Source organism: Pseudomonas sp. LG1E9 (assembly GCF_003290225.1).
In the GTDB taxonomy this organism is placed as follows: Bacteria; Pseudomonadota; Gammaproteobacteria; order Pseudomonadales; family Pseudomonadaceae; genus Aquipseudomonas; species Aquipseudomonas cyclaminis.
Map to the genome: position 1 here is coordinate 1,448,144 of NZ_CP029983.1, position 18,691 is coordinate 1,466,834.

The 18,691-nt window shown below is 62.7% G+C and carries 18 protein-coding genes; 6 read left to right on the forward strand and 12 right to left on the reverse strand.

Annotated features, from left to right (window positions below; genetic code table 11):
* Positions 1 to 13 precede the first annotated feature (13 nt).
* The gene (locus DNK50_RS06765) at positions 14 to 1,957 is read left to right on the forward strand and encodes a pilus assembly protein TadG-related protein (protein ID WP_112193237.1); all 1,944 of its coding nucleotides are present in this window, start codon (positions 14 to 16) and stop codon (positions 1,955 to 1,957) included.
* On the opposite strand, the gene DNK50_RS06770 is transcribed toward DNK50_RS06765, so the two are convergent.
* On the reverse strand, positions 1,942 to 4,680 hold the full coding sequence (locus DNK50_RS06770; protein WP_112193239.1) for a PAS domain-containing sensor histidine kinase: 2,739 nt from the start codon (positions 4,678 to 4,680) through the stop codon (positions 1,942 to 1,944). The two genes, DNK50_RS06765 and DNK50_RS06770, sit on opposite strands and share 16 nt — an antisense overlap.
* Entirely contained in the window at positions 4,677 to 5,120 is a 444-nt protein-coding gene (locus DNK50_RS06775; RefSeq protein ID WP_112193241.1) for a TadE/TadG family type IV pilus assembly protein, read from the reverse strand. Before DNK50_RS06775 ends, DNK50_RS06770 begins: the two co-directional genes overlap by 4 nt.
* 72 nt (positions 5,121 to 5,192) lie before the next feature.
* Here DNK50_RS06775 and DNK50_RS06780 point away from each other — a divergent pair, with 72 nt between their 5' ends.
* Both DNK50_RS06780 and DNK50_RS06785 read left to right on the forward strand, forming a co-directional pair.
* Entirely contained in the window at positions 5,193 to 5,642 is a 450-nt protein-coding gene (locus DNK50_RS06780; protein WP_112193243.1) for a prepilin peptidase, read from the forward strand.
* A 127-nt stretch (positions 5,643 to 5,769) separates the two neighbouring features.
* Entirely contained in the window at positions 5,770 to 6,552 is a 783-nt protein-coding gene (locus DNK50_RS06785; protein ID WP_112193244.1) for a response regulator transcription factor, read from the forward strand.
* An 11-nt stretch (positions 6,553 to 6,563) separates the two neighbouring features.
* Here the strand turns inward: DNK50_RS06785 and DNK50_RS06790 are convergent, their stop codons facing one another.
* Genes DNK50_RS06790 through cpaB form a run of 8 tightly spaced genes read right to left on the reverse strand, consistent with a single transcriptional unit; the run spans position 6,564 to position 13,970 of the window.
* The gene (locus tag DNK50_RS06790; RefSeq protein WP_112193246.1) at positions 6,564 to 6,830 is read right to left on the reverse strand and encodes a DUF3613 domain-containing protein; all 267 of its coding nucleotides are present in this window, start codon (positions 6,828 to 6,830) and stop codon (positions 6,564 to 6,566) included.
* A 10-nt stretch (positions 6,831 to 6,840) separates the two neighbouring features.
* Complete coding sequence (locus DNK50_RS06795) at positions 6,841 to 7,545, reverse strand: tetratricopeptide repeat protein (protein WP_112193248.1); 705 nt, start codon at positions 7,543 to 7,545, stop codon at positions 6,841 to 6,843.
* Between the two features lie 10 nt (positions 7,546 to 7,555).
* Entirely contained in the window at positions 7,556 to 8,443 is an 888-nt protein-coding gene (locus tag DNK50_RS06800; protein ID WP_112193250.1) for a type II secretion system F family protein, read from the reverse strand.
* A gap of 1 nt (position 8,444) precedes the next feature.
* The gene (locus DNK50_RS06805) at positions 8,445 to 9,326 is read right to left on the reverse strand and encodes a type II secretion system F family protein (protein WP_099583577.1); all 882 of its coding nucleotides are present in this window, start codon (positions 9,324 to 9,326) and stop codon (positions 8,445 to 8,447) included.
* A 10-nt stretch (positions 9,327 to 9,336) separates the two neighbouring features.
* Positions 9,337 to 10,608 (reverse strand): CpaF family protein, encoded by a 1,272-nt coding sequence (locus DNK50_RS06810; protein WP_099583576.1) that lies wholly within the window; start codon positions 10,606 to 10,608, stop codon positions 9,337 to 9,339.
* Positions 10,605 to 11,798 carry a pilus assembly protein gene (locus DNK50_RS06815; RefSeq protein ID WP_099583575.1) on the reverse strand — a complete coding sequence of 398 codons (1,194 nt, stop codon included), beginning with the start codon at positions 11,796 to 11,798 and terminating at the stop codon, positions 10,605 to 10,607. Before DNK50_RS06815 ends, DNK50_RS06810 begins: the two co-directional genes overlap by 4 nt.
* On the reverse strand, positions 11,795 to 13,012 hold the full coding sequence (locus DNK50_RS06820; protein WP_112193252.1) for a type II and III secretion system protein family protein: 1,218 nt from the start codon (positions 13,010 to 13,012) through the stop codon (positions 11,795 to 11,797). Before DNK50_RS06820 ends, DNK50_RS06815 begins: the two co-directional genes overlap by 4 nt.
* Positions 13,013 to 13,031: 19 nt before the next feature.
* Positions 13,032 to 13,970, reverse strand: coding sequence for a Flp pilus assembly protein CpaB (cpaB, locus tag DNK50_RS06825; RefSeq protein WP_099583573.1), 939 nt, complete (start codon positions 13,968 to 13,970; stop codon positions 13,032 to 13,034).
* Between the two features lie 329 nt (positions 13,971 to 14,299).
* On the opposite strand from cpaB, the gene DNK50_RS06830 reads away from it, so the two are divergent.
* Positions 14,300 to 14,497, forward strand: a complete 198-nt coding sequence (locus DNK50_RS06830) for a Flp family type IVb pilin (protein ID WP_112193254.1) — start codon at positions 14,300 to 14,302, stop codon at positions 14,495 to 14,497.
* A 47-nt stretch (positions 14,498 to 14,544) separates the two neighbouring features.
* Positions 14,545 to 14,949 carry a response regulator gene (locus DNK50_RS06835; RefSeq protein ID WP_112193256.1) on the forward strand — a complete coding sequence of 135 codons (405 nt, stop codon included), beginning with the start codon at positions 14,545 to 14,547 and terminating at the stop codon, positions 14,947 to 14,949.
* Positions 14,950 to 15,045: 96 nt separating this feature from the next.
* On the opposite strand, the gene DNK50_RS06840 is transcribed toward DNK50_RS06835, so the two are convergent.
* Both DNK50_RS06840 and DNK50_RS06845 read right to left on the reverse strand, forming a co-directional pair.
* Positions 15,046 to 15,894, reverse strand: coding sequence for a MaoC family dehydratase (locus tag DNK50_RS06840; protein WP_112193258.1), 849 nt, complete (start codon positions 15,892 to 15,894; stop codon positions 15,046 to 15,048).
* A gap of 2 nt (positions 15,895 to 15,896) precedes the next feature.
* Positions 15,897 to 17,240 carry a 3-oxoacyl-ACP reductase gene (locus tag DNK50_RS06845; RefSeq protein ID WP_112193260.1) on the reverse strand — a complete coding sequence of 448 codons (1,344 nt, stop codon included), beginning with the start codon at positions 17,238 to 17,240 and terminating at the stop codon, positions 15,897 to 15,899.
* Between the two features lie 105 nt (positions 17,241 to 17,345).
* Here DNK50_RS06845 and DNK50_RS06850 point away from each other — a divergent pair, with 105 nt between their 5' ends.
* Positions 17,346 to 18,623 (forward strand): acetyl-CoA C-acetyltransferase, encoded by a 1,278-nt coding sequence (locus tag DNK50_RS06850; protein ID WP_112193262.1) that lies wholly within the window; start codon positions 17,346 to 17,348, stop codon positions 18,621 to 18,623.
* The last annotated feature ends 68 nt before the right edge of the window (positions 18,624 to 18,691 follow it).

Consider the following 18,691-nt stretch of genomic DNA (forward strand, 5'->3'; position numbering starts at 1 on the left):
AAGGAGTGCCTTGATGTCTCCCCGATCTGGTTTCAGACAGCGTGGTGCGATTGGCTTGATGGCAGCGGGGACCCTGGCCGTGGCTATGGTCTTCATGCTGCTGGCAGTGGACAGCGGTCGCCTGTACCTGGAAAAGCGCAAATTGCAGTCCATCGCCGACAGCGCCGCCCTGGAAGCGGCGGGGCGTAGCGGCGTGTGCACGCCAACCTCCACCGCCAATGACTTCGCCATACAGAACGCCACCCGCAATGGCTTCACCGTGGTCGCCGGCGACACCACCCGTGGCCTGGCCGTGACCTGCGGCTCACTGGCAACCAACGCGAACAATATCCGCGTCTACACCGCCGATGCCAGCAAGAACGACGCAATCCGCGTGGTGGCGACTAACAGCGTGATGACCAGCATCGCCGGCGGTATCTGGAACATGTTCAGCGGCACGCCGATATCCACGCAAACGGTGCTGACCGCCACCGCCGTGGCCGCGTTTGCACCGCCGGTCGCACAACTGACGATTCGCAGCAGCCTGGCAACGGTCGATTCCACCAAATCCCCGCTGCTCAACCTGGCGCTCGGCAATCTGCTCGGCGGCAGCCTGTCGATCACGGCAGCCGGCTGGAACGGACTGTTGCAGACCAACGTCAACCTGCTCGGCTTCCTTGACCAACTGGCGGTGCAATTGAACGTGACCGCTGGCGACTACGATGCATTGCTCAACACCGCCGTGTCCGCCAGCCAACTGATCGATGCCACCGTGAAGGTACTGCAAAAAAATGGCGCGGTGGCCACGGCGGTGATCAACGATGTGATCTCAGTGAAGGCCATCGCCCCCACTACCCAACTGTTGAAAGTAGGCGACTTGTTGAAAGTCGCCACCGGGACGCCCGCCGCCGCGCTGAATACCAATGTGCAGCTGTTTCAACTGTTGGAAGCGGTGGCGCAGTTGTCCAGCAGCAAAAGTGCGGTGAGTGCGGCGACCCAGGTGAGTATTCCGCTGGTGGGCAATGTGTCGATCCAGACCAAGGTGATTGAGGCGCCGCAGCTGTCGGCCATAGGCAACCCCGCGCTGGCCAAGGCCGGGCTGTTGAAAAGCCCGCCAACCGACCAGATTTTCGTGCGCACCGCGCAAGTGCGAACCCTGGTGGTGGTGCAGGCGCCGATCCTCAAAGTGGTCTCAGGTGTCTCGTCCATCTTGGCGGGCTTGACGACCCCGGTATCGAAGGTGGTCGGCGGCCTGCTCAACCTGAACCTGCCCGCTGTGGTGGGCGGTATCTTGTGTGTCGTCGGCTGCAATGTGGCGGATGTGGACATCACCGAAACGTTGTCGATTTACATCGAAGCGGCCAGCGCCGAGAGCCACGTCACCGACTACAGTTGCGCCACGCCGGCGACCAAGTCGCTGACCGTGCAGGCCACCACGTCCCTTGCCACCTTGGGTGTCGGTTATGTGGACCCGGTATCGGCGTTTTCGTCGGCGGCGGTAACTGTGCAACCGATCCGGCTGATCGATTTTGGCCAGAAATACTGCCTGCTGACCTTGATCTGCGGGCCGCGTACTGCTGGTGTCGGCGGCGGCTTGAACCTGCGCGCCCTGACCACGGTGGCGGCGCAGACCAACCCCATGGTGTTTCTGCCGGTGGCGGAGATGAACGCGACACCCACCTATAAAAACGCGCCCGGCACCGCCAACATCGTCAACAGCCTCGGCACCACCTTGAGCGGCTTGCAGGTTACTTACGTGCCGCCCACCGGCAGTTCGCCGAACAACCCCACCGCCACAGTGACGACGGCACTGGCGTCAATCGTCAGCAGCGTGGTTGGACTGATCCAAACCGTGCTTGCGCCGATCCTCGATCCCATCGTCAACACGCTGCTGGCGGCGCTGGGCATTAATCTGGGCAACGCCGAAGTCGGCGCCAACCTCACTTGCCACATGGGCCGCGCCTATCTGGTGATCTGAAGAATGGGCAACTCCACGCAAAACCGCGCACCGTCGGCGCCATTGCTGACGCTCAGGCGTCCGCCCATGTTCTCGACAATCCCGTAGCTCACCGACAGCCCCAGCCCGGTGCCCACGCCAATCGGCTTGGTGGTGAAGAACGGCTCGAAAATCCGCTCCATCAGACGCGGGTCAATACCACCGGCGTTGTCTTCTACCCAGATGCGCACATGACGACTGTCATGCTCGCTGTGCAGCGCAATCCATGGCTGCAGCTGCGGATCTTTCTCACGCTGGCCGAGCAGCGCATCGCGGGCGTTGACCACCAGGTTGATCAGCACTTGTTCGAGCTGATCGACGTAGCCGTTGACCTGCACGACGAAGTCCGCCGGTATCACCCGTAGATCGAGGCCTTTGCCCTTCACCCCTTCGCTGAGCAACGACAACGCGCCTTCGACCGCCTGTGCAGGATCAAACGGTTGCTGCTCGATTTCCGAGCGGCGGCCGAACACGCGCATATGGTCAACCACCCGCGCCGCACGCTGCACCTGGGCGTCGATGCGCTGGAGTTTTTCGGTGAGGTAGTCGACCGGCGCGTCGCCGCTGCTCAGGCGTTTGAGCACGTTGACGATGGCCATGCGCATGACGTTCAACGGTTGATTAATCTCGTGGGCCAGCCCGGTGGCCATTTCGCCGAGGGTGGCCATTTTCGCGCTTTGGGTCAGTTGTTGCTGGGAGCGGCGTACTTCGGTGTTATCGCGGCCCACGGCCTGGACTTCCACCAGTGTGCCGTTCGCGTCGAAGACTCCACGGTCAGACCACACCCACCAGGCGTGCTCGCGGCCGGGCAGTTCCAGGCTGATTTCGGCGGTGCTCACCGGGAACTCCGGCGTCAGTTGGCGGATGCGTTGCACAAAGGCCTGGCGCTGTTCGTCCGACAGCCAATGGCCCAGGTTCACCCCCGGCAGTTGCGCCGGCGGGCATTCCAGGTAGTTGGCCAGCGGCGTGTTGCCGAAGGTCAGGGTCAGGTCCGGAAGGTAGCGGCAGATCATCGCCGGTGAGTCTTCTACCAGGATGCGGTAGCGCTCTTCGCTTTGCTTGACGTGCTCGGCGGCCAGGGTCGCTTCGGTCACGTCCAGCCATAGGCCGACGGCTTCCACCGGCAGACCGAGGTCATCGCGCAGCAACTTGGCTTCGTCGAGCAGCCAGTGATAGTGGTCCCGTTTGTCGCGTACGCGGTAGCGGCTGCGCACGGTGCCTTCGCGCAGCAACTGGCGGGTGCGTTCGAAATAGACATCGCGGTCGTCGGGGTGGATCAACGACAGCAGGTTGTCGTGATTGCAGTCGTCGAGGGTCCAGCCCAGCAGCGGCAGCAGGCTGTCGCTGAAGAACGCCGGGTGCAGCGCGCCGCTGACATAACGCTGTACATAGATGACGGCCGGAGCGCTGGCGATCAGGTTGTCCAGGCGTGCGTGGGCGGCGGCGGCGTGCAGTTGCTGGTTCTTGATATCGCTGATGTCGAGCATCACGCCGATCCAGCGCTGGCTGTCGCCCAGCCCCAGCACCTGGCCCTGCACGCGGTACCACAGCGGGTGGCCGTCGGCGTCGCTGCGTTGCAGGCGCACGCTGGCGAGCAGCGGTTTGCCCAGGACTTGCAGATCGTGCAGGCGGCTGTCGAACTCCTGGCGGTCGGCGGGGTGGATCAATTCGAGCCAGGCTGCCTGTGGCTGGCGCCTGGCGCCGTCTTCCTGGCCGAGGCTGCGTAACAACTGCGGGGCGAGCTGGATTTCGCGGGTGGTCGGCAGCAACTCCCACCAGCCGGTGCCGAGCAGGCCTTGCAAGGCTTCTACGCGCTCCAGCTGTTGATGGTAACGCTGCTCGCGCAAACGGCTCAGCAGCGGCGCGGCGAGGGCGGCGCACAGGTGCAGCCATTCGGTGTTGCTGATCTGCGCCTGCCCATCATAAAAGCCGCACAGCAGCCACGCAGCAACGCCCTGGCCATCGCGGTAGGGCACCAGAAAACCGTCGGCATCACCGAACACGCTGTGCAGCCGGGGGTTGTCGCTGCGGCCATTGGGCAGGCTCAAGGGGACGTTGCCATTGACGCTGTCGAGGCTGGTGCCCAGGGGCTGGTCGGTCTGCCACAAGGTCGGTGCGTCGTGGCCGGCGTATTGGCTGTAGATCCGCCAACCCTGGGTTTCATCATCCAGCAGCGCCAACGCGACACAGGGAATGTGCCAGTGCTGCGACAGGCTGCGCAGTTGTTCGTTGAGCACTTCCGGCAAGCGGCTCAGGCTGCACACGCGCAGATGCTCGCTCATGCGGCTGGCGAGCTGATGGTTCTCCTCGCGATCGCCGGCCTGTTGGTGCTCGGCGAGCAAGTCGCTGACGTCCATCAGGTGCAGGTTCCAGCCGTCGCCGTCGGGCTCGATCCAGCCGCGCAGATGCAGGACTTTGCCGGCGCTTGCCTGGAAATCCAGGTCCAGGCTCTGGTATTGCCAATCAGCGGGGTTGCCCTCGACGCTGAGGACACTGGCCGCGCACAGCAGCTCACGCAGCAGTGGCTTGTGCTCGCTGGCGGCGGGTGCGGCGAGTTGCGAGCGCAGGGTGCCGCCGATGTGCAGGACATGGCCCAGCTGATCCAGGTGCACGTGCAGCCCGGTTGCGGGCATGGCCGTTATTTCGCGGGCCAGGGCGTCGGTGCGGCCCAACAGGCGCCCGAAGAGGTTGTCCCCCGCCGTCAAAGTTGCAGACTCGAACGCGCGTAGAGGCTGGCCGGCAGACTGGGGACGGTGCCCACGCCGGGTATCACCAGCGCCGGGAACACGGAGTACAGATTAGTGGTGGGGTAGCTGATCGCCACGGTCAGGGTGGTGCCGACGTAGGTTGAACTGATGTAGCTGCTCTGAAAGTTGAAACTGGCGGGGATCCAGCTCAATTGGCTGACGACCGTGTCTTTGGCGCGTTGGGTGACCTGTGTGCCATACGCGGTGCCGGCAGCCACTGGATCGACCGCCATAGCCTGGCGCACCGCTTCGGCTGCCGCCTGATTGAAAGATTGCATCAACAGCAGCGGTAGGCTGTAACTGATCAATCCATAGAACACCGCAAAAAAGATCCCGAAAACCAAGGCGAACTCAATCGCCGCGGCACCTTTTTGCGTTCTAGGGAGGCTGGTTTTCATGACTGCGTCTACCCTGACGGCTACTACTTGATATCAGCATAGAATCATTCAGCAAAAAGGGATGTTTTTTACGTGATCCATGGCGCGGTGTTGCTGCTTTGGCTGAGTGTCTGTGCCGTGCAGGATTTTCGTCAGCGGCATATCGCCAACGGGCTGACCCTCGGCGCGGCGCTGCTGGCCCTGCTGTATGTGGTGTGGACGGGCTGCACCTGGCTGGGTGCGCCCGCGGGCGAGGGCGCGTGGGCGCTGGGGCTGGCCTTGCTGTTGACCTTGCCGGGGTACGCGCTGGGCCGGTTCGGCGCGGGGGACGTAAAGCTGCTCGCGGCGCTGGGATTGGCCACCACGGTGAATCATTTGCTGTGGTCGCTGATTCTTGCAGCGGCGCTGCTCGCGGCCTGGTCGCTTGTGCATCAAGGGCTTGGCGCGCGCCATGAAACAGCGACGAGGCGCACGTCAAGAAAGCAGCCTTTCGCACCGTTTGTATTGACAGGTTTTGCCCTGTATTGGTTTTGGATCCACTAGTCGCACAAGGCCTCTATCGCTATGTACATAGTCGGAAAGTAGGGCTAGGTTTATTGAGCAGATGATTCACATTCTGCGTCGAAAAGGGATAGGTCAATCATTTGGCTTGCCAGGCATGGAGTAACGTGTGAACAAGCTCACTTCGGCTGTAAAAGTGCTCGTGGTCGACGATCAACCACTGATCGTCGAGGAGCTTTGTGAATTTATCGAAAATAGCGGCTATCGCTGCGTCCCTTGCGAATCCAGCCGCCATGCCTTGCAGCGCTTCACCGAAGACACGGAGATTGGCCTGGTGTTGTGCGACCTGCACATGCCGGACATGGATGGGATCGAACTGGTCCAGACGATGCAGAACATCGCGGGCAAGCATCGTGCGTTCGAGGCGATCATGCTCACCGGGCGTGCCGATAAACAGGACGTGATCAAGGCCCTGCGCGCCGGCATCTCGGACTACTACCAGAAGCCGATCGACCTCGAAGAACTGCTCGAAGGCCTGCAGCGCCAGGAAGCCGCATTGGAGGAGCGTCAGAAGGAATTGCACCTGGGGCAACTGAACCTGAAGCTGCAATACCTTTCCGAATCCATCAACGATCTGTATCAGGATCTCGACAAGGTGCGTCGCAGCCCGAGCGTGGCGGACGCGGCCGAGTCGGTCGGCGAAGAGCCTGCGGCGGTGGAAATCCCGGCCATGTTCAATCAGCTCTCACCGCGTCAGCTCGACGTTGCCCGTCTGGTGGGCAAGGGGCAGACCAACTACCAGATCGCCTGCGAACTCGGCATCACCGAAAACACCGTCAAGCTGTATGTGTCGCAGGTGTTGCGCCTGACCCATATGCACAACCGCACCCAACTGGCGCTGGCGCTGTCGCCGAGCAACTCGGTCATGCGTCAGCGGGTCACGGCGCACTGACGCTCATCACTTCATTTACTGTCGCCACCGCCGGACGAGCTGGATTTCGACTCGAAGTATTCCGGGATCGGATGCTTGTTGCTGTCCAGCCAGCGTTGCAGGGCCTGTTCGCGTTCCGCCGGCGTGGTGGTTTGCGGGGTGGGCGACGCGGCGAGACCATTGACCTGCAGCGCCAGCCAATTTTCCGTTTCAGCCTGCTGTGGGGACGAAGGCCCCGGCTCGATGGCCGCCGCGGCCAGCGGCAGCAGGCTCAGGCACATCAGTAAATGGGCTTTCATACTCGACTCCTTACTTGATCGTCACGGGCAGGGCATCGGCGACGGCCGCGACTTTGCGTGCAGGGCTGCGCTTGAGTTTGGCCGCGCGCGCCTGGGCTTCGGTGACTTGCGCGGGGCTCAGGCCCAGTTGGCTGACCACTTTGGCCGCTTGTCCCCAGTCGTCCTGATAAATCAGCAACGTCACCAGGTTGACGGCGGCCAGCGGGTCGCTCTGCTTGAGCTCGATGGCCGTCAAGAATTCAAAGCGCGCTTCTTCCAGACGCGATTGGTTGAGGTAGACCACACCCAGGTCATTGCGGATCTTCTCGTCGGTGGGCGCCAGCCGCGCAGCATTTTGCAGATGGACCAGCGCCTGGGCGTTGTCGCCCCGCGCCACCGCCAATTGCCCCAGCCCGTGTTCACCCTCGGCGGCCATGCAGGTGCCGATCAGGCTGCGGTACAACGGCTCGGCCTCGCTGCGTCCCAGCAAGCGATAGGCGCGGGCCTTGCGCTGGCGCACCTGGGGCAGCGTATCGGGCAGGCTTTGCAGGTTGGCCAGGCTGGCGTGGAGCTTGTCTTCGTTGGCCATGTCGTCGGCCAGGTTCAGCGCCAGGTCCTGTTCCGAACTGGGCTTGGCGCAACTGCTGGGCGACATGAATGAGGCCCAGGGCGTCTGCCCGTTACTGGCGCAACCGCCGAGCAGCAGCAGGGCCATGGCGGCAATCAGTGGTTTCATCGGGTGCTCCTTAAAAATGGACCAGGGCTCGGGCGATGCCGATAAAGGCCGGGCCGCCGAGGACAATCAACAATGCCGGAAACAGAAACACCATCATCACCACCGACATCTTCGCCGACATCTTCGAGATGAATTCCTGCAGATTGGTCAGGCGCCGGTCGTCGAGCAATTGCTTGAGCGCCAGCAGGGACTTCATTGCGCCGCCGCCCTGGGTGATCAACTGCTGGAGGATGACGCAGGTGTCGGTGAACTCGTCGACTTCCAGCAAGTGCGCGGTCTTGCCCAGCTCCTCGCCCAGTTCCAGGCCGGAATCGACCCGCGCCAGGATCAGGCGCAATTCGTGGGTAAGGTCGGGCAGCAAGCGTTGCGCCTCGCTGCCCAGTACGCGCAACGATTGTTCAATCGCCATGCCCGACTCGAACAGGATGCGCAGCAGCGGGATAAACGTGGAGATTTCCCTGGCGATGCGCTGCTGGCGGTATCTGGCGGCGGTGGCCAGTACGCGCTTGGGCAGCAGGTAGCCGACGCCCAGGGCCAGCAGCGGGGCGATCCACACGGGTTCCACCTCGGGGAACAGCAGTTCCTGGCCAAGCAGGGTCAAGGCCATCAGTACAAACGGCACGCCGATCTGCAGTGCGGCAAACAACGAGCGTTGGCTGGATTTGCGCCAGCCTACGCGGTTGAGCAGGGTCTGCGTTTCGCTGTCCAGGCTCACCGAGCCCTGGGCCAGCGAGCTTGCGCCCAGTAGCCGGATGAGCGAGCCGAGCCTGGCTTCGCTGGTGATGCGCCCTTGCAGGCGTTCCGTCACCCGGCGCTCGCGGCGCCGATGCTCCAGCAACTGACCGCCCACCAGGACCAGCGCCGCGAGAAACAACAGGGCACCCACCAGAAGCACCATCTCAGACACTCCTCAACATGCGCCACATGGCGAACGTGCCCGTCAGGTCCATCGCGGTGGCAGCCAGCAACATGTGGCGCCCGGTGTCGTCATTCCACATGGTCATCAGGTAGCCGGGGTTGACCAGGATGAAGTAAGCCACCATCAAGATCGGCAGCCCGCCCAGCACATAGGCGGTCATGCGGGTTTCGCCGGTCATGGCCTTGAGTTGGCGCGAGGCCTGTTCGCGCTCGCGGATCATCCTGATCAGGTTTTCCAGCAGTTCGCTGGCATTGCCGCCGTAGCGGTGGTTGACCTTGAGGCCCAGGGCGAACAGGCGAAACTCGTCCTGTTCGTAGAACTCGGCGAAGTCGCTGACCGAGTCGGGCAGGCTGACGCCCATGCGCACGTTACGCTGTACCCGGCCCATGGCCTCCTTGAGTGGGTTTTCGACACCTTCGATGCCGCCCAACACCGCGTCGGCCAGGGTTCTGCCGGATTTGAGGCTGCGCACGCTGTGGTCGAGCAACTGCGGGAGTTGCTCGACCATGCGCTGTACGCGGCGCTGGTAACGCCAACCGATGTAAAGGCGCAGCACCAACGGCGGGCCGACGATCATCGTGAACAGGCCCCAGCCGTCGCCCAGCAGGTAGCCGAAGAGGGCGCCGATCACCCACGCACTCAACCACAGGCCCAGGCGGTCGGTGGGTTTACCCAGCCCTGCACGCAGGAACATGCGCTCAAGACCGCTCCAGGACGTGCTCGCTTCGGCGGTCTCGGGCTGCCCGTCGCCCAGGCGTTCCAGCACGCGGTCGGTCTGGGCCTTGCGCAGGCTGTTGTCGAACAGCCACAGCGACAGGCCGATCAGCAGCAGGCAAATAAGCAGCAGCAAGGGTCCGGTCATTCAGCGCCCCCTATAGCGGCAAGGCCGATTCGCGGCGCAGTTTGTCGCCTGCGGGGTGGATGGCTTCGCGCAGGAAACCGAAGCCGGTGCGCCGGTCCAGGCGGAACAGGGTATTGGTGACATACACGTCATCGCGCACGCCGACCACTTCCACCACTTCGCTCACACAGCGGCGGCCATCGGGCATGCGCGTGAGTTGGATGATCACGTCCAGTGCGGCGCAGATCATCTGGCGCAGGGTTTTTTCCGCGACCACGCGACCGGTCAACCCCACCAGGGTTTCCAGGCGCAGCAACGCATCCTGCGCATTGTTGGCGTGCACGGTGCTCATGGAACCGTCGTGACCGGTGTTCATCGCGGTCATCACATCGAGCACTTCGACGCCGCGGATTTCGCCGAGGATGATGCGGTCCGGGCGCATCCGCAGGGCGTTGCGGATCAGGTCGCTGGACCGCACTTCGCCATGGCCTTCGGCATTCGGCGGGCGGGTTTCGAGGCGCACGACGTGGGGGTGCCCCAGTTGCAGTTCGGCAACGTCTTCGATGGTCACCAGCCGTTCACGGGGGTTGATCAACTGGCTGAGGATATTGAGCAGGGTGGTCTTGCCGGTGCCCGTGCCGCCGCTGATCAGAATATTGCAGCGCTTGCCGACGGCCTCCTGGAAGAACTCGAAGATGCTCTGGTCGATGGTCTGCATGGCTACCAGGTCGCTGCTCTTGAGCATGTCCTTGCGAAATTTGCGGATCGACAGACACGGCCCGTCCAGGGCTATCGGCGGGATGATCGCATTGACCCGGCTGCCATCGGGCAGACGCGCATCCACCATCGGCGACGACTCGTCGAGGCGTCGGCCCAGTGGCGCAAGGATGCGCTGCATCACGCGCTCGACGTGATGGTCGTCGATAAAACGCAGGTCACTCTGGTGCAGCAGGCCTTCGCGTTCGATAAATACCCGATGCGGCCCGTTGACCAGAATCTCGGTCACCGACGGGTCGCGCAGCAGCACTTCCAGCGGGCCGAAACCTGTGAGTTCGTCGACGATCTCTTCGGCCAGCCGCTCCATTTCGTAGCGCGAGATTGCCAGGCGCATGCGCGTGATGTATTCGGAGACTTTGTCGATGACAAATTGCGCGAGGGATTGGCGCGTGCCTTCGAGCAGGTTCCTGCCCGACTCTTCAATGGCGTCGATGATGTAGCGATGCAGCACCAGCTTCAGGCCGTCGTTATCGCTTTTGCCATTGGCGTTGCGGGCGGGCCCGCCGAAGAGTTTTTCGCCGCTCATCGTCCAGCCCCCAGGATGCGTTCAAACCAGCGCATTGACGGTTTTTCCAGGCCTTCGGAGCGTTTCGCCAGACGCTCGCCCAAGGCGCGCACGGCTTGGGTCAAGGGTTCGCGGGGCGCCAGGACAAACAGGGTCTGGCCCTGGTTTTTCACGTTCAGGCGCAGTTCGGCGCTCAAGGGCAGGACGGCGATGCACTGCAGGCCGAAGCTTTTTTCCAGCGCTTCGGTGTCGGGCGCGCATGACTTGATGTAGCGATCGATCACCAGCTTGGCGTGATCGAGCTTCATGCCTTTGTCGCGCCAGCGGTTGAGGACTGCCAGGTTGCGGCGACAGTCCAGGACGTTCTGGTCGGTGCACCACAGCAGCTTGTCGCAGTGGCTGACAAAGGTGCGCAGCGCTTCGCTGTCCGGTTGCCCGGTGATGTTGACGACGATGTGCTGGAAATGCTGGCGCAGTGCACTGAGCAACATGAACAGTTCGGCCGCGCTGGTGAGCTTGAGCGGTTCGTCGCCGGTGGCGTACGCGAGGATACGCAGGCCGTCCTTGGCCGTGGTGAATGCGCTGTTGATCAACGTGGTATCAAGGCGGCGCAAATGGCGCAGCGCATCGCCGAAATTGAAGGTGCTTTCCAGGCCCAGCAGCGCCAGGCTGTCGCTGCGCGGCAGGCCGAGGTCCAGCACCAGCGTCTGTTGCCCGCTTTTCTGCACCACCATGGCCAGGTGCGTCGCCAGCATCGCGCCGTCGGCATTGCTCTGGGTGCCATACAGCACGGTCAGCCCGCCCAGTTGCGCATTCGACGTGACAGGCGGCAGGCGCTTGCTCAGGCGCCGCACCAGGCCGGCGACTTCGCTGGAGCGTGAGCCATAGGCAACAAAATCCCGCGCGCCAGCGCGCATGGCGTTCAGCACCAACTGGTTGTCCATGCCGTCGCCAAGGGCGACCACCGCGAGCATCGGCTTGGCCTCCAGCGCACCTTCGATCAATGCGCTCTGGGCCACCACGTTTTCCCGGTCGAGGCCCACGAACACCAGGTTGGCGAAGGTCACGTCCACCAGGGCGAGCAATTCATCCAGCGAGCCACTGCCGGCACTGACCACCTGGCCCAGTGGCGCAAGGGCGCCCTGCAGCCATTCAAGGTCGGTGTCGTTGCGGGTGATTGCCAGAAACGTCTGGCTCAGGCTATCGCTCATTGGGACAGTCCGCTGCGACGGTCGAAGTTGCCGTTTTCGAGGAAAAACATGCGGTACCAGTTCGGGTCGTAGCTGCGCAGTTTTTCGCCGGGCAAAGAGGGCAAGCGAGCGTTGGCCGCCAGCGGTTGGACAAGGTGCGGCGTGACGATCATCAGCAGTTCTTTTTCTTCACGGTTGATGTTGGAGTCGCGAAAAAACGCACCGAGGATCGGGACGTCACCCAGGCCTGGAAACTTGCTGATGGTCGAACGGTTATTGCTGCTGATCAGGCCGCTGATCACGAAGCTTTCACCATCGGCCAGGGACACGCTGGTGTCGGTGCGGCGCACGGTCAGGGCCGGCACCTGGATGCCCTGGATCACCACCGCGTTGCTGTAGTCCAGTTCGCTGACTTCCGGCGCCACCTTGAGGGTGATGCGGTTGCGGTCGATCACGGTGGGGGTCAGGGTGAGGCGGATGCCGAACTCCTTGTATTCGATGGAAATGGTGTCACTGCCTGCGCTGGGCACCGGCACCGGGACTTCGCCGCCCGCGAGGAAGGTCGCGCTCTGGCCGCTCATGGCCACCAGGCTCGGGCGCGCGAGGGTGTAGGCAAAACCGCTGCGTTCCAGGGCGTTGATCATGGCTTTGACGCGGCCGCCGCCAAAGCCGACGTTGAAACTGTCGGTGCTCACCGGCAGTTTGAACACGCCTTCGGAGGGCGACAGCAAGTTCGGGCTGCCGAGGAAAAAGTTGGTGCCCATGCCGAGAAACTTGGTGCTGGCTTCCTTGAGCTTGGTGCGGCTGACTTCGACAAAGCGGATATCGGTCTGTACCTGGCTGGGCAGTGACGGGTCCTCCGACGGCGACAGCGACAGGCTGGTCAGCGCCGACGTAGCCTTGCCCTTGACGAACACCATGCTCTGGCGCGGCGCGCTGGCGCAGGCGGTCCACACCAGCAGGCTGGTGGCGCCCGCGCCGACACCGGTGAGCAGAAAATTGCGGTCACCGTGGACCCGCACATCGGCGATCTTCGGGTCGCCAATCGCCAGGCGCGTAATCGCCACCGGCGACTGCAGTTCCTGTTGCAGCCCTTCGCCCACCTCGACCACGGCAGGCAACTGGCCCAGGGCGCTGCAGTTGCCCGGCGCCGCCACTGCGAGGCCGACCGACAGGCTCGACAGCATCAGGGCGCAGGCGATGTGCGTGAACAGCGGGGCATAGCGATGGCTCATTCAAGGCATCCTTGCTCAATCACGGGTTTTGCGGCGCCGCTTGGGCGCCGCGAATCACTTCAATGCCACGTCGTACGCTTGGCCCTCCGCTGGTGACGGCGACGGCGACGCGTTTGGGCGGCGCGCTCATGGCCAGTTGGGTGAATTGGTAGAGGTCGCGGTTGGCGCTTTGCAGTTTTTGCGCCGCATCGCTGTCGCCGGCCCAATAGCGGCTGAGCAGTTGCTCGTCGGCGCTGCGTACGGCCAGGCGCAACGTACCGGCTTGCGTGGCGAGCATCAGGCGGCTCAATAGAGGCTCCGGCACTGCGAGCACGACGCTGCGTGCAGCGGCCCGGCGTTGCGCGGCCTGGATACGTTCTTCGGCCGTGACCGGCGGCGGCATGGCGGGTTGGCCATCGTTGGTCAGACCCAATTGGTCGCCGACGCTGAGCAAGCGCATCGCCGGGACCACGATCTGCGCCGACGGCTCGGCGTTGCCCGGCTCTTGGCGCAGAAACAGCAGCACGTCCACGTAATCGCCGGGGCTCAGTTGGCCACCGGCACCCACCACTTCATCGACCGCAACCGCCAGTGCGCGCTCGTCGGGGCGAATCATGCGGGCCAGCGGGCCGCCCGTACTGAAGCTTTCCTGATTAAGCCAAGTGCCGGCGCTCAGGGGGCGCTGTGGGGTGCGGCCGATCGCCTGGTCAAGTTGGGTCAGGCTGCCGGCAGGCACCGTGCGCAGCTTTTCCACGGCCAGGTCGGTTTCGGTCAGCGCCACGAAAGGCGGCACATCGCGCACCAGCACCACGACCGGGAGGCGGGTCTGGTCTTCGGCGTCAGCGGCGGGTTTTTCAGCAGAAATGACAGGTTCGGCGACGGGGGCGGGTTGGCGGCTCAGCACCAGCCCCCAATACCCCGCGATCAACGCCCCGACCAACAGCACGCCAGCCAGGATCATGCTGATACGACTGTTCATGACGGCTCTCCCTTTCCGGTTGCACTACAGTCCCGCCAATCCAAACGAGTTAATTCGCAACCTGGCTGTGATGAACATCTAACGATTTGGCTATTTGAAGGTAGCTCAGCTAGGACGAAATGCCATTACCTGACAAAAAATTTACCGGAACTAAAGATCCGCCTCCTTGAACGCTTGGTTTTATGACGCCAACTTTGCGACTAATACTTTGTGATTAACTCGTTATTACAGTTGTGAGCCCAAGGTTTGTTGACAATGCTCTAGTGGCACGCCGCGTAGATCGTGCTAGAGCCGTACCGGCAATCCGTGGCGCTTTAGGGAGAAGTCATATGTTCCTTGACCTGATAGTGAAGCTTTACGTGCAGACGCAACTGTTCTTCAAACGCAGCGAGGGTGCCTCAGGTATTGAATACGCCATTATTGTGGCGCTGGTTGCCCTTGTCATTGTCGGTGCAGGGACCGGATTGGGCACCAAGATAAGTACCATCTTCACCAACATGTCGACCAAAATGCCAACAGGGACTTGATGCCAGGTTGTGCCAGTCATTCGATCTTTTCCCTCGCAGGTACGGCCATGAGCGCATCTTCTTCACGCCAGCAAATCTTATTGGTGGACGATGAAGAGGACGCCCTGATCGAGCTCGCCGAATCTCTCGAAAACGAGGGATTCGTCTGCTTTACCGCCACCTCCGTCACCTTCGCCTTGCAAGAATTGACACTTCACCCGGATATTGCCCTGGTCATCACCGACCTGCGCATGCCCGAAGAAAGCGGGATCTCCTTGATCAAGCGCCTGCGCGAACACACCTCACGCTCGCACCTGCCCGTGATTGTGATGTCGGGTCATGCCGAGATGGATGATATGAGTGACATGTTGCGCCTGCAGGTGCTCGACCTGTTTCGCAAGCCGATCTACCTGGTGCGGTTGATCGATACGTTGGATAACCTGTTTCCGCTCAAAAAGCATTCATCCTCGTGAGCACTGTGCACCTCGTCAGAGTTGATAACTGAAGCTCAAGGAATACCGCGGCTTGCGGTTGAGGCTGTCGAGAGCCTCGTCCGACATCGGCGGTTTTTATGCGATTGGCCGCCATTTACCCAGCATATGTTCAATGTCTGCGGCGCCTTTCAGCAGTAATTCACCGCTGGAACCGGAGGCGCTGCTGTGCAATATCACTTCGCTGGGCAGGCGCACCGGCTTCTTGAACACTACGTCGATTTCCACATTGGCAGCGGGCAGGTGCTCACCGAGGGCCGCAAGTGTGCGCGCCTTGTTCCAGAGTCCATGGGCGATGGCCTGGGGGAAGCCAAACAATTTGGCAGTCGGCGCACTCAGGTGGATCGGGTTGTAGTCGCCGGAGACCCTCGCGTAACGACGGCCGATATCGGTGGGGGCTTTCCAGCGGGTCAGTTCGCTGATCTGCGCAGGAGTGGGCTGGGTGTCATCGGCTGCTTCGCCTTCGAGTTTTACGCCTCGGCAGAGCATCCGGCTCTCGGCTTCCCACAGCACGCCTAGAGCATCTTCGACAGTGGTCACCACCTCAAAGGTTGCGCCCTTGGCGTGAGGTTGCAGGTTTTGCGTGTGCACAGCGATGCACAGCTCGTTTACGCCGCCCAGCGGTCGATGGATGCGAATGCGATTGCTCAGGTGGATTAACCCCAGCAACGGGAAGGGAAATGCCTTGTCCGTGAGCAGCTGCATCTGCAATCCAAACGCCAGGATGTGCGGATAGGTCGCCGGCAGGATCGGGCTGTCGGCAAAGCCGCAGACCTTGCGATACGCCGCCACTTCCCCGGGGTTGACGCTGACCCGACAGCGCACGCCCTGCTCAGGCAGCGTGCTGCCGGTAATTTTGCGCTTGAGCGCCGCCCGCCAATACAACGGCGGCAGAAACGGAGTATTGCCTAAGGTCTGCCATTCCATATTTACGCTCCCAATAGACTTTGCCCGCACACCCGCAATGCTTGCCCGCTGACCGCGCCGGAGCCCGGCTGGCCGAGCCAGGCCACGGCTTCGGCGACGTCCTGGGGCAAACCGCCTTGGCCCAGGGAACTCATGCGGCGCCCGGCTTCACGCAGGGCGAACGGGATATGCGCGGTCATCTGGGTTTCGATAAACCCTGGCGCCACGGCGTTGATGCTGATCCCGCGCTCCTTGAGCAACGGCGCCCATGCCTGCACCAGTCCGATCAAACCCGCCTTGCTCGCGGCGTAGTTGGTTTGCCCACGGTTGCCGGCGATGCCACTGATAGAGGCCAGCACCACCACGCGGGCGTTGTCGTGTAGGCGACCGCTGTCGAGCAGCGCCTGGGTCAGCACTTGTGGCGCATTGAGGTTGACCGCCAGCACCGCGTCCCAATATTCCGGAGTCATGTTGGCCAGGGTTTTGTCACGGGTGATGCCCGCGTTGTGCACCAGGATGTCGAGGCCATCGGGCAAGTGTTCGATCAACTGGCCGGCGGCGTCTTCGGCGCAGATATCCAGCACCACGGTGCGCGCACCCAGGCGCGCGGCGAGGGCTTCGAGGTCGGATTTGGCTTGCGGCACATCCAGCAGGATGACTTCGGCACCGTCGCGGGCCAGGGTTTCGGCGATGGACGCGCCGATGCCGCGCGCCGCGCCAGTGACCAGCGCTTTGCGTCCGGCCAGTGGGCGGGTCCAATCCTCGACGGGGGTGGCGCAAGCCTGCAGGCGGATCACCTGGCCAGAGATGTAGGCGCTTTTCGGCGAGAGGAAGAAACGCAGCGCGCCTTCCAACTGGTCCTCGGCACCCTCGCCGACGTACAGCAGTTGCAACACGCCGCCGTTGCGCAATTCCTTGGCCAGTGAACGGCTGAAGCCTTCCAGGGCGCGTTGGGCGCTGGCGGCAAACGGTTCGCTGAGACTTTCCGGAGCGCGGCCGAGGATCACCAGGTGAGCGCTGTTGGCGAGGTTTTTCATCAGCGGCTGGAAGAACTCGCGCAGTTGCTTGAGCTGGTCGGTGTGTTGCAACTCGCTGGCATCGAACACCACGGCCTTGAGCTTGGGGCCGTGTCCGGGAATCCAAGTGGATGACTCGGCGCCGTAGGTGTAAGTCGCGTCAGTGAGTTTGTGGGCAAATGCCTGCACCTTGCTCGCCAGGGCACCACCGCCCAGCAGCAGTGCACCGTCTACCGGGCGCAGGCGTCCGGCTTGCCAGCGTTCCAGGCGTACCGGTGACGGCAGGCCAAGGGCGGCGACCAGACGATGGCCGAGGCTTGAGTTGGCGAAGTCGATATAACGGTCAGACATGGAACGCTCTCCGAAGGCTGGGGTTCAAAGGGTTGACCATCCCAGGGTAGCAGTCGTTCGACTAGGCTCATTGATCAAGCCCATAACAGACAGAGGGAGCTTTCCATGACTCAATTGCGCCGTGTAGCGATCATTGGTGGTAACCGCATTCCGTTCGCCCGTTCCAATGGCCCGTACGCTACCGCGAGCAACCAGGCGATGCTGACCGCCGCGCTGGAAGGCTTGATCGAACGCTACAACCTGCACGGCCTGCGCATGGGCGAAGTGGCCGCGGGTGCGGTGCTCAAGCATTCGCGGGACTTCAACCTGACCCGCGAATGCGTGCTGGGCTCGCGCCTGTCGCCGCAAACCCCGGCCTATGACATCCAACAGGCCTGCGGCACCGGGCTGGAGGCGGCATTGCTGGTGGCCAACAAGATTGCCCTGGGCCAGATCGAATGCGGCATCGCCGGCGGGGTCGACACGACGTCCGACGCGCCGATTGGGGTGAATGAAGGGCTGCGCAAGCTCCTGCTGCAAGCCAACCGCAGCAAATCCATGGCGGATAAATTAAAAGTCCTGTTACAACTTCGTCCCCATCACCTTAAGCCCGAACTGCCGCGCAATGGCGAGCCGCGCACCGGTTTGTCCATGGGCCAGCACTGTGAGTTGATGGCGCAGACCTGGCAGATCCCCCGCGCCGAGCAGGACCAGCTTGCACTGCAGAGCCATCAGAAAATGGCGGCCGCCTATGCCGAAGGCTGGCACAACGATCTGCTCACCCCGTTTCTGGGCCTGACCCGCGACAACAACCTGCGCCCCGACCTGACGCCGGAAAAACTCGCCGCCCTCAAGCCGGCCTTCGAACGCAGCGAAAAGGGCACGCTCACCGCCGGCAACTCCACGCCGCTCACCGATGGTGCATCCCTGGTGCTGCTGGGCAGTGAGGCGTGGGCGAAAGAGCGGGGCTTGCCGATCCTGGCGTACCTGCGCGACGGCGAAGCGGCGGCGGTGGATTTCGTCAACGGCGCCGAAGGCCTGTTGATGGCGCCGGTGTATGCGGTGCCGCGTCTGCTGGCGAGGAATGGTCTGACGTTGCAGGACTTCGATTACTACGAGATTCATGAAGCTTTCGCAGCTCAGGTGTTGTGTACGCTCAAGGCCTGGGAAGATGCGGACTACTGCAAGACCCGCCTCGGGCTGGACGCACCGCTGGGTGCCATCGACCGCAGCCGGCTCAATGTGAAGGGCAGTTCCCTGGCCGCCGGCCACCCGTTTGCCGCCACCGGTGGGCGCATCGTTGCCAACCTGGCTAAATTGTTGGATGCAGCAGGCAAGGGCCGTGGGCTGATTTCGATTTGCGCCGCAGGCGGCCAAGGCGTGACGGCGATCATTGAGCGTTGAAACTGGCATATTGGATGCATTCTTAAGCAATCAACGGTCGGTAGCCCCTCCCACCGGCGAGCCGATTG